The sequence below is a fragment of the Halorussus rarus genome, assembly GCF_003369835.1.
Taxonomy (GTDB): domain Archaea; phylum Halobacteriota; class Halobacteria; order Halobacteriales; family Haladaptataceae; genus Halorussus; species Halorussus rarus.
In genome coordinates this window covers 1,137,593-1,153,304 of record NZ_QPMJ01000001.1, presented here as the reverse complement: position 1 = coordinate 1,153,304, position 15,712 = coordinate 1,137,593, and the positions used below count along the sequence as shown (strand labels likewise).

Annotated in this window: 12 protein-coding genes; 8 read left to right on the top strand and 4 right to left on the bottom strand. The window is 60.2% G+C overall.

From position 1 onward, the window contains the following. Positions 1-2: 2 nt before the first annotated feature. Together DVR07_RS05585 and DVR07_RS05580 are read left to right on the top strand one after the other, a co-directional pair. Positions 3-1,115, top strand: a complete 1,113-nt coding sequence (locus DVR07_RS05585; protein WP_115795758.1) for a DUF354 domain-containing protein — start codon at positions 3-5, stop codon at positions 1,113-1,115. Continuing rightward, complete coding sequence (locus DVR07_RS05580) at positions 1,103-2,308, top strand: hypothetical protein (protein WP_240147439.1); 1,206 nt, start codon at positions 1,103-1,105, stop codon at positions 2,306-2,308. The genes DVR07_RS05585 and DVR07_RS05580 overlap by 13 nt, the downstream gene beginning before the upstream one ends. A 2-nt stretch (positions 2,309-2,310) precedes the next feature. Here DVR07_RS05580 and DVR07_RS05575 read toward each other — a convergent pair whose 3' ends face one another. From DVR07_RS05575 to DVR07_RS21395, 3 genes are all read right to left on the bottom strand, one after another. After that, positions 2,311-3,876 (bottom strand): hypothetical protein, encoded by a 1,566-nt coding sequence (locus DVR07_RS05575; protein WP_162829444.1) that lies wholly within the window; start codon positions 3,874-3,876, stop codon positions 2,311-2,313. Further along, the gene (locus DVR07_RS05570; RefSeq protein ID WP_205254489.1) at positions 3,876-4,928 is read right to left on the bottom strand and encodes a glycosyltransferase; all 1,053 of its coding nucleotides are present in this window, start codon (positions 4,926-4,928) and stop codon (positions 3,876-3,878) included. The genes DVR07_RS05575 and DVR07_RS05570 overlap by 1 nt, the downstream gene beginning before the upstream one ends. A 168-nt stretch (positions 4,929-5,096) precedes the next feature. Next, the gene (locus tag DVR07_RS21395) at positions 5,097-7,085 is read right to left on the bottom strand and encodes a hypothetical protein (RefSeq protein WP_162829443.1); all 1,989 of its coding nucleotides are present in this window, start codon (positions 7,083-7,085) and stop codon (positions 5,097-5,099) included. Positions 7,086-7,395: 310 nt separating this feature from the next. Here DVR07_RS21395 and DVR07_RS05560 point away from each other — a divergent pair, with 310 nt between their 5' ends. The 6 genes from DVR07_RS05560 (at position 7,396) to DVR07_RS21385 (ending at position 14,829) form a co-directional block, all read left to right on the top strand. Then, positions 7,396-8,604: a lipid II:glycine glycyltransferase FemX gene (locus DVR07_RS05560; protein WP_162829442.1), complete on the top strand. Its 1,209-nt coding sequence runs from the start codon at positions 7,396-7,398 to the stop codon at positions 8,602-8,604. Between the two features lie 21 nt (positions 8,605-8,625). Beyond that, positions 8,626-9,570 carry a polysaccharide deacetylase family protein gene (locus DVR07_RS05555; RefSeq protein ID WP_115795755.1) on the top strand — a complete coding sequence of 315 codons (945 nt, stop codon included), beginning with the start codon at positions 8,626-8,628 and terminating at the stop codon, positions 9,568-9,570. A 182-nt stretch (positions 9,571-9,752) separates the two neighbouring features. Then, positions 9,753-10,673, top strand: coding sequence for a DUF1616 domain-containing protein (locus tag DVR07_RS05550; protein WP_162829441.1), 921 nt, complete (start codon positions 9,753-9,755; stop codon positions 10,671-10,673). Positions 10,674-10,948: 275 nt separating this feature from the next. Further along, on the top strand, positions 10,949-12,322 hold the full coding sequence (locus DVR07_RS05545; RefSeq protein ID WP_115795753.1) for an ATP-binding protein: 1,374 nt from the start codon (positions 10,949-10,951) through the stop codon (positions 12,320-12,322). 267 nt (positions 12,323-12,589) lie between these two features. After that, complete coding sequence (locus tag DVR07_RS21390) at positions 12,590-13,078, top strand: hypothetical protein (protein ID WP_162829440.1); 489 nt, start codon at positions 12,590-12,592, stop codon at positions 13,076-13,078. A 353-nt stretch (positions 13,079-13,431) separates the two neighbouring features. Continuing rightward, entirely contained in the window at positions 13,432-14,829 is a 1,398-nt protein-coding gene (locus tag DVR07_RS21385) for a hypothetical protein (RefSeq protein WP_162829439.1), read from the top strand. Between the two features lie 79 nt (positions 14,830-14,908). On the opposite strand, the gene DVR07_RS05540 is transcribed toward DVR07_RS21385, so the two are convergent. Then, positions 14,909-15,709 carry a helix-turn-helix transcriptional regulator gene (locus DVR07_RS05540; RefSeq protein WP_115795752.1) on the bottom strand — a complete coding sequence of 267 codons (801 nt, stop codon included), beginning with the start codon at positions 15,707-15,709 and terminating at the stop codon, positions 14,909-14,911. Between the last annotated feature and the right edge of the window lie 3 nt (positions 15,710-15,712).

Genomic DNA, 15,712 nt, shown 5'->3' with positions numbered 1-15,712 from the left:
GGATGCGAAACGAAGCGGACAGGAGGAGGACGCAGACCGGCGCGGCCGGGGAGACCGAGACGCGGACCGGCCGCAGACGGCCGTCCGTGTGGGTCGATCTCGTAAGCCCCTCACACCCCTTCTTCTTCGACGCGCTGTTGAAGCGACTCCCCGACGTGGACGTCACGGCGACGGCACGGCAGAAGACCGAGACCGTGACGATAGCGAACTCGCTGGGCATCCGACCGCGCGTGGTCGGTCAGGACCTCCAGCACCCGGCACTCCGGCCGTTCGGGATTCCGCTCCGGACCGCCCAACTCGCAGCTCGAGCGCCGAAGTGCGACGTGTCGCTGTCGTCCCGGAACGTGATGTGCATTCTCGCCTCGAAGGCCCGCGGCGTCCCCTCCATCCACTTCACGGACAACGACGTCACGGCGTACATCGACGGCCTCACTCAAGAGGAACTCTACCATCGACTCGAAGGGACCGCCACGTACAACGTCGTGCCCGAATCCTTCCGGCAAGCGACCCTCGCCTCGGAGGTCCTTCCGTCGTCACAGGTGTTCACCTACGACGGCTACAAGGAGGACGTGTCTGTCGCGGCGTTCGACCCGGACCCGACGTTCACCGACCGGCTTCCGTTCGAGGAGTTCGTCGTCGTCCGCCCGGAGGCGCTGACCGCCTCCTACGTCGCCGAGACGGACTCGCTCATCCCCGACCTGCTGGCCGGGTTCGCCAGCGCGGGCGTCAACGTCGTCTACCTACCGAGAGGCCGGGGCGACGAGAGCTACGCCGACGAGTACGGCGACGCTGTGTTCGTCCCCGACGACCCGCTCGACGGACTCCAGTTGGCGTGGCACGCCACCTGTGTGCTGACCGGTTCGGGCACGATGGCCCGCGAGGCGGCCTGCATGGGCAAACCGGCCGTCTCCTTTTTCCCCCACTCGCTGCTATCGGTGGACCGCAAGATGGTCGAGGAGGGTCGCGTCTACCACTCTCGGGACCCCGACGCCATCCTCGACTACGTGGTGTCGCTCACCCCGCGCAGGATTGAACCCGACCGGTCGCGCTCGAAAGACACCTACGAGGATGTCGCCGACCTGACCGAAGATCTGATTCGAAGATGTCTGGACTAACGACCACCGGGCGGACCGAGCACCGAACCGCCCGCGAGATGTGTTCCTCGGCCCTCGAATGGGCGCGAAACGAGGGCTACGCCGGATGGGACCCTTACGACGGCCTCAACAGTCCGCTGTTCGACGCCGAGGAGATGCACTGGCTGAGCAGGTTGCTCGCGCTCCACGGCGTCCAGAAGTCGCCGGTCAACCTGCGTCGGCTACTCGGTGTCCCCCGCGAACGGAACCCGAAGGGCGTCGCGCTGTTCGCCACGGCCTACCTGAATCGCTACGAGACGACCGGAGACGACGGACACCGCTTGGAGGCAGAGCGACTCCTCGACTGGCTTCGGGAGAACCCGTCCCCGTACTTCGACCGATACTGCTGGGGCTACAACTTCGACTGGCAGAACGGTCGAAAGTTCTTCCTTCCAGCGTACTACCCGTCGCTCGTGGTGAGTACCTTCTGCGCCCGAACGTTCCTCCGCCACTACGACGTGACAGGCGACTCGCGGTCGCTGTCAGTCGTCGAGGACGTCTGTCGGTTCGTGGCGGAGGAGGTCAACGTCGAGACGGTGGACGGCCACGGGGTGTACGCCTACTCGCCGCTGGACTCGTTCGTCGTCGTCAACGCCAACGCGCTGGCCTCGGCCTTGTTCGCCGAGACCGCGGACCGTACCGGCGACCGAGCTTGGTTCGAGCGGGCCCGGAAGCTAGTCGAGTTCGTCTGCGCGATGCAGGCCGACGACGGCGCGTGGTACTACGCGGTCCCGGCGACCGACTCGCATCTCTCGCACGACAACTTCCACACGGGGTTCGTGCTGGAGTCGCTCGAACGGTGTCGGCGGGCCGGAATCGACGGCGAACGCGTCACCGCGACGTACCAGCGGGGACTCCGGTTCTACCGGAACCACCTGTTCGACCCGGACGGCGCCCCCAGATTCGAACACGACGCTCCCTACCCCCGCGATGTCCACGCCGCAGCGCAGGCGGTCGTCACCTTCGTCGAGGATGGGTCGCCGGAGTCGATGGCCCTCGCGGCGGACGTGGTCGAGTGGACGAACGACAATCTCTACGACGACTCGGGCTACTTCTACCGGCGGGTCGGCCGACTGCTCACCGACAGGACCCCGTACATCCGCTGGTCACAGGCGTGGATGAGCTACGCGCTCTCGAAGTACCTCGCCGCGGGTAGTGCCGACGCTGGCAGATAGTTTCACTGTTCGAGGACGTACCCCGAAGCAATCGCGCCGTCGAGTTCCGTGAACGTGACCCACTTCGGGGCGTCGCCGTCCGTTTTCGGGAGGCTTTCGACGGTAATGCACCGCGAGTCGCCCTCCCGTATCTTCACCGGGTCGGCGTTCAACTGACCGGAGTAGGCCGCCGGTAGCCTGCCGACCGCCCGTAGCGTGGGCGCTTCGGAGAACCGAATCAGGCAGGTCGACGGCGATAGCCCTCCCGCCGACCGGACGCTGACGGGGAACCGTGACGCGGCGATGGAACCCCCGGCGATCTCGCTCCGTTCTGATCGGACGAACGTCACCCCGTCGCGATTCTGCCCGCGCTGCGAGACGTCGCAGTTCCGCAGGACCGACTTCGGTGCGTCCGTCAGCGTCACCGCGCTCGACTCGGTCGCAGTCCCCGTGACGGTGACGTTGTCCATGCGGACCCAGCGGGGACCGTCCGGGGGCTGATAGATGCCCGACTGAGCGCGCTTCGGGAGGCGGTGGACGGCGCGGTTGCTGTCGTCCATCTCAATGGTGGTGTTCCGGATGGTGGCGGTCCGGCCAGTTTCCCAGACGGCGATGGGGACCGCGCCCGTCCCGACGCGCCGGAACGTGATGTCGCAGTTCAGTATCCGGACGCCCGGCGGTTTGTAGTCCGGCCCCAGTTCGCCTTGTTCGATGCGTACGCCGTTGAAGTAGCTCTCCGAGGCGTCGGCCTCCGGGCCGGTGTACTTGTCGGGGTCGATCTCGATGGTCGCGCCGTCGACGTAACTGCCCTCGCCGCTGATCCGGATGCTCGACGCGTTGTTGTTGAGGAAGTAGCCGCCTTCGACCTGTACCGCGCCGGGGGTCCGACTGGCGTAGATGGCGTTGTTGCCGAACTCTCGCAGGTCCACGCCCTCCACGTCGATCAGGCCCTCGTTCTCGAATCCGACCCAGATACCGACCCGGCCATCACCGTCCTTGTAGGTGCTCCAGACGCTCCCCTTCTTGGCGACGACGTTCTTGACTACGCCGGTGGCGTCGGGCGCGGTGCAGGCTACCGACAGCGCGTTAGTGACGTTCGGGTCGGGGTGAGCGCCCCGGCCCACGTACCGGACGTTCTCGACCTGCAACCGACGACTGGCGAACACCTCGACGCCAGTAGTGGTCTCCGGTGCCCGGATGTCGATATCGAAGTTCTTGAACAGCAGTTCACCCACGTCGAACCTGAAGACGACGTCGTTGTACTTTTCGTCCGGTCGAAACGTCGCCTCGCCGGTTCCCGAGAACCCGATTCGGTCCACGTCCGTGACTTCCACTGGTTCGGTCACGCGGTACGTCCCCGGTGGAAAGTCGATTCGCACTCCGTCCTCGATTGCCTGACGTATCTGCTGTCCGCAGGGGTCGTCGGCGGAGGGGTCGCAACCCGCGTCTTCGACGGCGTCGATGACCCGACCGAACTCGAACTCACGAATCTGGTTCTCGTCGCCCGACGACTGACAACCCGAGAGCGGGGTCATCGCGGCTCCGAGCGCTCGCAGACAGGTCCGACGGTCGAACGCCGAGTCCCTCATTACCCGTCACCCCGCCGACTGCGGTCCGCACTCGGGGATGTCGAGGCGGGTTCTGCCGCCAGTTTCTCGTGGTCCTCGGTCGGGCGGAGGACGCCGAGAATCTCGGCCCAGTCTGCGGACGCCGCCTCGTAGGAGTACCGACGGCGGACCTCGGGCGCGTTCGCCGCGAATCGACTGCAGAGGCGCTCATCCCCGAGCAGTCGTTCGAGCGCAGTGGCCAGCGACGACCGGCTCATCCGGTCGAGGACGAGCGCGTTGTGGCCGTGCTCGGCCACGTCCGTCACGTTACCCACGTCGGGGACGATGCAGGCCGTGCCGGTCGCCATCGCTTCGACCAGCGTCAGCGGTAGCGCGTCCCTGCTGGAGGTGAGGACGAAGATCCGAGACCGGTGGTAGTAGTCGAGCGGGTCCTCGACCCATCCGGTGAGTTCGACGGCGTCTTCCAGTCCGAGTCGAGCGCGCTCGGCCGTCACCGCCGACCGGAGCGGGCCGTCGCCGATCATCACCCCGCGGAACTCCGCGCCCCGACGGTGCAACTCGGCGAGCGCCTGCAGGAACAGACGGGGTCGCTTCTCCGTCTGGAACCGGCCGACCCACACGAAGTCGAACGCCTCGTCCCGGTCTGGCGCTGGCCGATACCTGTCCACGTCCACGGGGTTCCGGAGGATGGCTATCCGGTCGTCGGCCACTCCGAGGTTCAGAAGCTGACGACGGTGGGTCGTCCCCGGGACCGAGACGGCATCGAACCGCTTGAGGAGGAGTTGTATCACCGGCCCGTAACTGGCGCGAGCGTGAACGTCGAGGTCCTGACCGATGACGCCGAGGTGGACCGGCAGGTTCCACGCCCTGCCGATAGCGAGCGCGAACGTCCCGTGCGGGATTAGCGAGAACGAGACGACGGCGTCGTATCGGTCGCGGCGACACTCCACGAGGCCGACTAGAAACATCAGTAGGAGGCCGATTGGCCGGACGCCGAACGAGGGAACCGTCCGGTAATCGAGGTTCTCGGCGCTCTCGCCGGCCTCGATGCACACCATGGTGACTTCGGCCACCTCGGTCAGCGGATGGACGTGTCGGACGATCTTCTCCGGATTCGACGAGAAGTCACCGACGAGGAGACATGAGACGTTCCTGGTGATAGATAACTCACCCGGTCACATCTGAAACGTCGGCTGAGAATATAAATATGGTGAACGGCGGAGGGCCGGAGACACGGAACTTTAGCCGTCGTTGTCCTCGAACTCGACGGAGGCAGTTCCGTTCACGTCGAGTCGGGTGACGTCGCCCGAGAACCGGTAGCCGTCCACGCCGTTCACGACGAACCCGCTCACCGTGCCGTTCGAGATGGTGTCGGCGTCGTTGACCGAACCGAACAGCGAACTCTTCTCGACCTGACCGTCAACGTCGAACTCGTACTCGGTCCTGTCCCCGGTCTGTCCGTCGATGACGAGCGTGTTGGGGAGCGAAGACCCGCTGTCCGACGACCCGAGCGAGGCCGGGTCGACCTCCTTGCCGTCGATGAGCACCGTCGCGTCGCCCACCATCTCGAAGGCGGAGACGTCGCCGGTGATGCGGTAGCCGTCCTGACCGCCCTTCACGAACCCGTTCACCGTACTGCCGGAGATGTCGTCGGCGTCGTTGACCGAACCGAGGTCCGAGGCCTTCCCGACGCTCCCGGTGACCGAGAACTCATACCGACTGAACTGGCTGTTCCCCTGCCCGTCGAGGACGAGTGTTCGCGTCGTGGGTTCGGTAGTCGTCGTCTCAGTGGTCGTCGTCTCAGTAGTCGTGGATTCGGTGGTCGTCGGTTCGGTCGTCGTGGACTCGGTCGTCGTGGACTTGTCCGAGGTCGAACAGCCACCGTCTTTGGAGACGTTCGTGGTCTCGGCCTGCGTGTCCGTCAGCGAGACGGCCCGTCCAGTCACGTCCACCGTCGTGTCTGCGATGACACTCGAATCGGAGTTGATGAGATGGACGCCGTCGCGGTCCTGTCCGGTTCCCGAGATGCAACATCCGGTGATCTCCGTGCCGGGCGCGTCCTCAATCCGGACTGTGGTTCCGCCTGAGGCGGCACCCTCGATGGTGACGTTGTCCATGCGGACCCAGCGGGGACCGTCCGGGGGTTGGTAGGTGCCGGACTGGGCGCGCTTCGGACGTCGGTGGATGGCGTAGCCCCCGTCGTCCATCTTGATAGTGGTGTTCCGGATGGAGACGGTCCGGCCAGTTTCCCAGATGGCTATCGGCTTGACTGTGGTGCCGACGCTCCGGGCCACGATGTCGACGTTCCGGATCTCGACGCCAGCGGGCTTGTAGTCGGGGCCGAGTTCGCCCTGTTCGATTCGGATGGGCGTGTAGTACCACTCGTCGTCCGACGCGATGGTCGGGCCGGTGTACTTGTCGGGGTCGATCTCGATGGTCGCGCCGTCGACGTAACTGCCCTCGCCGCTGATCCGGATGCTCGACGCGTTGTTGTTGAGGAAGTAGCCGCCTTCGACCTGTACAGCGCCGGGGGTCCGACTAGCGTAGATGGCGTTGTTGCCGAACTCCCGCAGATCCACGTCCTTGATGCGGACGGTCCCGTGGGTCTCGAACCCGACCCAGATACCGCCGCGTCCCTGCCCGTTCTTGTACGTTCCGCCCTGACTCCCCTCGTGGGCCACCAGATTTCGAACGAGACCGGTCGCGTCCGAATTGCTGACTACCGGCATGCAGGCGAAGGGAACCTGACTGTCGGTGTGGGCTCCCCGTCCGTGGTAGGTGACGTTCTCGATGCGCACGCCATTGGCAGAGTAGGCCTTGAACCCAGCGGAGGTGTTGGGCTTCTCCAGGTTCACGTCTATGTCCCGGAACTCGATGGTGTTCCCGTAGACGCGGAGGAAGTAGTCACAGAACCCCTCTGGGACGGTGAACGTCGCGTCCCCCTGACCGACGAGGCCAACTGGACCGCCAGCGGCGTTCTGGTAGTCGTCCCACGAGCCGATAGCCTTGTTCATCGAGAACAGGTACTCGCCGTCGGGGAACACTAGCTTGGTGCCCGGCTCGGCGGCCTCCGCGATAGCGTCTTCGACCGGTTGGCTTCCCATCGAGTCCACACCGAGGTCCTCGACGACGTTGACGGTTCGGTCGTAGGTGGGACTGGGAGTGCTCGACTCGGACGCACCGAGCGCAGTGTTCGCAGTTATCGCCGCCGCGCCAGCAACACCTGCCATCTTCAAATACGACCGCCGGTCGAACGTCGATCTCTCACTGCCACAGTTGCCACTGGCTCCATGCTTCTCGTCTTTGCGTGCCATGCATCTTCAATGCTCTGAAGACATCTTAAATATCTATCGGAACGCGTAAACGGTAACCTAACTTTATCAACGAATCATTACCTCACCCCCTCGATGCAGTTCCGGATATACACAAATCCGACGCTTCGATCGGCTCTGCCGTCAGAAACTAGGTTCGCCGACTGAAGCCGCTAAGGACGTGTCGGTCGTCCACCGACAACGCCAGCGAAAATCGGGGTCGAAGCATGTGAGGGACGGCTTAACGATTGTATTTCTGAAAGAACCGGGTCGCGTTGCCCGTAGACAGTGGCAAATAACAAAAACACCACCGACCCTTCGTTGGAGAGACGAACCGACGAGAGCCGTCGGAATACCCATCATGAGCGAGCTTGAGACGCGACTGATAGACACCGTCACGGAAATGAACGAGAACCAGTGGAACCACGTCGTTGAGCAGTCGGACCTCGGTTGCCTGTTCCACCGATACGGGTGGGTTCAGACCGTCGAGGAGGCCCTCGACGTCTCTCCGAACCACGTCGTCGTCTCGAAGGGTCAAAACCCGATTGCGGTGTTCCCGAACGTCACGGCCCCAGTTCTCACTGACCCGCCGGCCATCCCGGAGCGACTGCCGGACGTGGCCGGCCGAGTCCTGTTCAGACGCCTCGTCTCGACCGAACCGGGTACCGGTGGCCCTATCACTATGACCGACGAAAAGGAGTCGCTCCGGCGGATGTTCGAGGCGCTCCCGTCGGCCGCCGACTCGTCAGTGCTCTATCACTCCGTCATCACGAGCGACCCAGGCTACGTCCGATACGGCAAGCACTTCGCGCGCGAGGGGTACGAGTCGAATCTGGTCAACTGCCGACTACTCCTCGACCTGCGTCCCGACTGGGAGACAATCAAGGCGAACATGCACAAAAGCCGACGACAGGGACTCCGCCGGGCCGAGGACGCCGACGTGGAAGTGCGGACGCCGGAACTCGACCAGAGCGTCGTGCGCGAAACCTACAAGGCTTACGTCTCGAACATGGAACGCATCGACGGTGAGGTACTGCCCTACGAGTTCTTCGACGGACTCTACGAGTCAATGCCAAACCGCCTCGCGGTCTTCGTCGCCGAGCGCGATGGGATGGAACTCGGGCGCTACCTCTGTTTGCTAGACGACGAGCGGTCGGCGGTCCACTACTACTTCGCTGGGATTCCGACCGAGGATGTGCTCAAGTTCTACCCTTCGGAGGCGCTCCACGCCGCGGCTATCCAGTGGGCGCAGGACCGCAATTACGACTACTACGATTTCGGCGGGTCGGGGTCGGACTTCACGGACGGCGTCTTCCGATTCAAGTCGCGGTTCGGTGCGAAGGCGGTCCCGTCGCTGATGTGGCAAAAGGGGTATTCGTCGGTGGGATGGCCGGTATTCAAGCAGTTGCGTGACGTCTATCGGAAGTACGCCTACTGAATTCACTCACGGTCAGAAGACATGGGAACGGTCGTCGTCTCACTCGACGCGGAGCTCGCATGGGGGTTTCACGATCTGCCATCGCTCCCCTGGAAGAACGTGACGAGCGCCCGCCGTGGGTGGCAACGCACCCTATCGCTACTCGACAGGCTCGAACTTCCGGCGACGTGGGCGGTGGTCGGCCACCTGTTCCTCGACCACTGTGACGGCCGACACGCCGACCATCCGTCCCCGCCCGACTGGTTCGCCAGCGACCCCGGCGGAAACTCTCCAGACCGCCGCTACTGGTTCGACGACGGGCTGGTCTCCGCTATCGTCAAATCGTCGGTCGACCACGAAATCGCGTGCCACTCGTTCTCCCACCAGATATTCGGGAACGCCGCTGTCTCCCGACAGATGGCCGACGCGGAACTCGCAGCGAGCGTCGAAGCGGCGAGCGCTCGCGGCCTGTCACTTTCCTCGTTTGTCTTCCCGCGAAACAGAATCGGCCACCGCGACCTCCTCGCCGAACACGGCTTTGACTGCTACCGTGCGACGCCTGAACCTAACTGGTACGACGATAGCCTCGTCCCCACCGCGCTCGGAAAGTTAGCCTCCTTCTCAGTCGGCCGGAACGAACCGCCGACGGTAACCCCCTTCGTCGACGAGTACGGACTGGTCGCCATCCCCTCCTCCGTCTACTGCTTCACCTTCGAGGGACTCCCACGACAGTTCGTCAAACTGTTCCACGAGAGTCCGGTCGTCCAGCGGGCAAAGCGCGGCGTCGACGCGGCGGCCGAGAACAACGAACTTTTCCACCTCTGGTTTCACCCCAACGACCTCGTGACTGACGCCTGTTACGAACGAGTCGCCGAAATCCTCGAATACGTCGCAGAGCGCGAACGGGACGGACAGGTGGTCGTGAAGACGATGGCGACCGTCGCCGAGAAGTGGCAAGCGGGCCGGCCGTCGAACGAGTTCCACTGAGAGCCGTGTGCGCGCCGGAAACTATCAGGCTACTGTTTAAAGCCGTTCGACTTTTGTCAGTTCGGGTCGAGATTCGACCCGTGAGCTCGGGTTCCGACAGGAAGTGGCGGCGTCGCTGGCTCTCTGTTCTCCGATGGGTGTCGAGCGAGATACCCGCGGACCTCGGGGCCCTTCTGGTTCTCGTGGCACTATGTTACGCGCTCGTCGTCGGCCAGCAAGTCGAATCCGATCTGCTCCGGGCAACGTTCGGCGTTCCACTCGTCCTCTTCGCGCCGGGCTACGCCGTCGTGGCCGTTCTCTTCCCGAGGGCGGCCGACTTCGGCAGGTCGGTGACGTGGACCGAGCGCACCGTCCTCTCGTTCGGGACGAGCCTCGCGGTGTCGCCGTTGGTCGGTCTCGGTCTCGGCCTCACGCCGTGGCGCATCCGGCTACTCCCCGTCTTCGTCGCCATCAGCGGCGTGACGCTCGCACTAGTGGGAATCGCGGCCGTCCGACGACTGGCGGTCCCGGCCGAGGAGCGCCTGACGGTTCCGCTCGGCGACTGGACGGCCAGCGTCCACGTCGGTTCGTTCGCCCGCGGCGAGCGGGTGGACCTCCTTTTGAGCGTGTTGCTGGTCGTAAGCCTCGCCGCCGCGGGTGCGAGCGTCGCCGACGAGGTGACGACTCCCTCCGGCGACGCGGACTTCACCGAACTCTACCTGCTGACCGAGAACGAGAGCGGACGACTCGTCGCCGACGACTATCCCACCGAGTTCGCCGCGGGCGAGACCAAACGGATGCACGTCGGCCTCACCAACCGCGAGGGGCGGCAGATTTCCTACGCCATCGTCGTGGAGTTACAGCGGGTCGACCCGGCAGACGGGTCTGCCGAGTCGTCGGTCACGCGCGAGGAGGTCCTGTATCGGACCCACCAGTCGGTCTCGCCCGGCGAGTCGTGGGTCGAAGCGGTGTCGCTCACGCCGACCCTCACGGGACCGAACCTCCGACTTGCGGTCCTCGCCTACGCGGGGCCACCGCCGGAGAATCCCTCCGTCGAGAATGCCTACCGGGAGACCCACCTGTGGGTGAACGTCACCGCCGATAATCAGTCTGCCAGCCGATAGGTTAACGAGAGCGGCGGGGAACCGGAATAGACTACTCTATTGGAACATTTTATCTATAATAACCACTATACTTTAATTCTGAGGCAACATACTACCATGAAGACAGCAGAAAAATAAAAATACCTAAAAGGACGGTTGTATCAAATGTTGTTAAGATAGCCTCATCGTTGTTCTAGAGAACACACTATCGCTCTTCATCTGGAAGAAATCGTGATTTCTGAAATCGTAGTTTCCGAAATCGGAAGTTCCAATTAGGAAGAGATACAACTAGCTGTATGGCTCAATTCGTTGATCGAGACGTCGAACTCGATCAACTCACAGACTGCTACGAGTCCGAGACCGCAGATCTGGTCGTGATTTACGGACGGCGTCGTCTCGGGAAGAGTGAGCTCGTTCGTCAGTCCATCGCTGACCGGGACGACGCCGTCTACTACCAAGCGGTCGAGTCAACGGCGCAGAACCAGCTCGAACAGTTCGTCGATACCACCACCGCACAGTTCTCCTCATTGCGGAACGTCCGCCGTGATTGGGAGGCCCTTCTTGAAGCACTCGGTGAGGAAGACGCTATCGTCGTCATCGACGAGTTCCCCTTCCTCATTGAGGAGGACGAGTCGCTTCCCTCGCGGATTCAACGCGTCTGGGACATGGAGCTCCAAGAGACCGGGATGACGCTCGTTCTCGTCGGCTCCTCGATCAGCGTGATGGAGGACAAGGTACTCTCCGGAAGCGCACCGCTGTACGGTCGTCGGACGGCGACGATTGACCTCAAGCCCCTCTCCGCAGCTGATGCGCGCCAGTTCTTCCCGGCGTATGACCCCGAGACCGCCATCACCGCGTGGTCGATCTACGGCGGCACACCGTACTACCTCCAGACTATCGATCCGGAACAGCCGCTGGGGACAAACGTTCAGCAATCGATCCTCTCGGAGCGCGGCCTCTTGTACTCAGAGCCGGAGTTCTTACTCCGGACCGAACTTCGGCAGCCGAACACGTACTTCAGCATTCTCCGCGCGCTTGCTCACGGGCGTCGGACCCCGAACGAGATCGCAGGCATGGCCGGCATGGAGTCGGGATCGCTCAGCACGTACCTCCAGAAGCTTCGCCGGATCCGCCTCGTCGAACGCCACATTCCCGTGACAGAATCGCCGACGGCCTCTAAGCGCGGCCGATATCGCATCGGCGCGCCGCTGTTCCGGTTTTGGTTCCGGTTCGTGTACGGGAATCAGGACCAACTTCGGATGCTCGGCGACGACGCCTACAACGAACTCGTTGCGCCCGAACTCGCGGATTACGTGAGTCCGTTGTTCGAACGCCTCTGCCAGCGAGCGCTCCCGAAACTCATCGACCGCCGATTCCGTGACGTCGGGCAATGGTGGTTCAAAGAACACGAACTAGATGTCCTCGGTCTCACCGATGACGGACTCGTCGCGGGCGAGTGTAAGTTCACCTCCCGCCCCGTTAGTGAAGGCGTTCTCACCGATCTCGAACGCACGACGACGGAGGTGCGCTGGTCAGGGGAGCCAGCAGACGCAAAGACGCTGTACGTCCTGTTCAGCCGCTCCGGGTACACCGACGATCTCGAACACGTCGCTGACACGCGCGATGACGTCCTCCTCTTCGACCTCTCGAACGTCCTCTCATCACTATAAAAACGCGGTAGAGAACTGCTAGCCGTCGCTCACTGCTTTCCTTCCATACTCACGTGTACTGCTAAACAATGACGCACTATGCTACAGTTCTGAGCTCAACCAATCTGGAAGATCAGATGCCATGGTACAACGACGAATCTCCTATGCGTACTGTCTACGATACAAACCAGTAGTGGTGAATCACTATCTCCTCCACTGATGAGACTCTATAGCCTGTTCCTTCAAGACCGGAACCTACTTGCGTAATTCTTGGTTGGGTCAAATTGCATGGCACGCGAGCAACAGCAGCTTGAACGACAGAAAGACGAATCTCTGCTTCTTAATCGGCGATCATACTTGGCACTTGCTGGGTCAGCAATCGCAGCAGCCGTCGGAACTGATTCAGTACAAGCCCAAACTGCAACCGGATACGGAGAGGCAGGATACGGAGAATCTCCCTATGGTGGAAGTAACACCGAATCTGGTGTCCCGACGATTAACTCGTTCTCGTTGGCAACGAGTGAAGAACTCGGAGATGATCGAATGGTGACTGTCAAGTGGGAGGTCGCGGATTCCGGGAATGATCTTGACGTCGTCGAGGTCGTTGTCGGTGACGGTTCCTACAATCTAAACTTCGCTGTTACCGACGTAACCGGCGGAAGTGCATCGGGTTGGGATATCTTTCAATTCCCTATCGGGACCTCGTTAAACGTGAGTCTAAAGGTAACAGATACTGCCGGGAACACGACGCAGCAAAGCAAATCAGTAACGTTGTAGGCACCTAATAGCTAACTGAACGACGTTAAACCACCAAGAGAGGAAGCACAGCAGGACGAAACAACTTCTCTTGAAATATGATTCGTTGCAATCATCGAAGACCACGCTTCTTTCGGTTACTTTTCGAGAATCCTCATTACCAGAAACTCCAGCCGGTAGATCGATAGTAGCACGGTCTCTAGAATGAAGTAATCGCCATGGCCACAATATAGGCCTGTATTACCGCCGTTCCTCCCGTTTCTGGAAAAGTGTTATGGTGGTGTTAGTTATCCGAACTACCATCTATCTTTATAAGTATCGGACCTGTCCACAGTTCACTAACCATGTTGGGGGTAGGGACTGCATATCAAGAGATGGGGGAGGCCCTCGAAACGATTGAAACAGTTGGAACGGATGAGTCATTAACTCTTACGAGTATACAACCTGAAAGTCAGGAGTACCTTGACGATAAGAAGTTAAGTGTGAGGTTTGGGATTCAAATCCCATTTCTTCAAACTCAGTCCATCACCGACCCCGTGACAATCACTCCGTGCGATACTCAGATAGCAGATGACGGATCTCTATACGTAGAATGCCAAGCTACCATTAGGCAACAAGAGACTTCGAACCACGCCCGGCCATCGGAGGGAGAAGAAAGCTCAAAGAGTTCACTTGGCCAGACGGAGACCGAAATATCGAACGAACCGGATCAAATATCCCCGAGTAAGGATTGTCCAACTGCAGTTGACGGTAAAGAGCCTAAGACAGATACAGAGTCAGATGAATCGGTCGAGCCTTCAGAATCAGATCTGTCTAGCGAACCTCAAGGGACTGCTAGCCCGGAAAAGGGAATACAGTCCGGCAATGGTGAGACAGACAAGCAACTTGTAGATTTTAATAATTCAACGGATGAAGAGAATGACTCTCACGGGTCGTCTAACCGGGACAACAACGCTAAGCCCTCAAAGATAAATGTCGAGCCGACAAATAAAGAGCCATCTCGCCCTCCGTATCGGGATCCTGATCAACTTGAAGCGGTCTACGAGAAATACGATACATTTGCGGAGATGACCGATGCACTTGAAGTAGACGTAACGTCGCAAACGGTGCGGCGGTACATGATTCAACACGGAATCCATGAGCCGGCATCGCGGTCGGGGCCGACATCAGCTGATAGTCTCTTGGAGATGGATCCTGACGAGATCCCTGCGCTCAACGGCAGCGGGAGAGATCAGGAAGACGGCCGAGAAACTGATAATCAGGAGTCACGGACAGGTTCCTCGCAAGACGCAGCAACAAACACGCTACTGGTTACCGATGGCAATGGAGCCAAGATAGAGTCAGAAAGTGCGTCTGGCCAAGAATCTTCCTTGAAAGCCAGTGAAAGTCAAAATGAACCTACTGAAACAACAATCGAATCCGCAGAAGAGGAAGGTGATGAGGGAGACGGACATTCAAAACAAGAGAAGATACCTACCAACTCAGACAATCTAGAAATCAGAACATCCGATATCGCGGATTTTGTTGATTTACCCTCTGATCTGACTCTCTCCGAAGTAAAAACGGTTGTCCAAGAAGTAAAGACGCTCTACGAAGCCCAACAACGATTAGATTTAGAACGAGACGAAACCCGCCATCTCCTTCAGGAGCTTGATCTACTGGACTTGGTTCAAGGTCGCTTAGCAACACGAGAGTTAGAAGAGCGCACGATTGAGGACATTAACCGTCGTATTCAAAGTGCCTCCGTAGCTAGCGAGGGAAACAAGGACTGAAGGCGAAAATCACCGACGTTTGGCAGCTATAATGGGTTTTTAACCGGTCCTATAGGCTCAATTGGAATCTGATTCTAGGTCAGATATTGAACTCTTCTCCATCAAGGGGGGCGGCTTCAGACCGATGCTGTTGAAACACGTCTTTCCCCCAGGCGATAGCCTGTGACGTATCATTGACGATGATCCCCTGAAGTTGTTTATTTGGATCATAAATAATGAGGCATACGACAGTTCGATCTTCTAATGAAAGTATGAATAGTCCATATGGCAAGTCTCTAACTATGTATCCAGTGAAGTTGTTACTGGCTGTGAAATCTGTGACGGCTTCCGGATAGGTATCCGCCAAGACGACGAACATCTCTTTTTGGAATACCAACTCAGCTGTCATCCCAACGTCAAGTATCTGTTCTTCGAAGAGGCTCATCGCTTCAGGTGACGTATGAGCATACGCAAGGCCTTTCAGTTGAGATGCGTTCTCAACGAGTTCTGCTATTCGGGTAGTTGGTGTATGCGGAGCAGGACGTGACGTGGTGTGAACTTCAGCATCAATTAAGATACTAAATTCGAATGCTACATCAGGCGGTAACAACGCCAAGAGAGATTTTGCACGCTGAATATGTGACATCGTATCAAGAACAGACTCATAACAAGCCAATACGGTACGGCCATAGAGTGTAGCGTGATAACCGGATGTATGGTTCCTCACTAACTGTGCAGTTTCCAGTTCTCGAATAGCACGGTCAACGGTTGACCGGGAAACGTCAAGTTCAGTTACGAGATCTCGCTTCTGTAAGATCTGTGCGTCAAGCGCCGCTAGGAAGGAGTACCGTTGATTCACCAGTTGAAAGAGACTCGTTGGTGACTGTTGTGCATCCCCCATTTG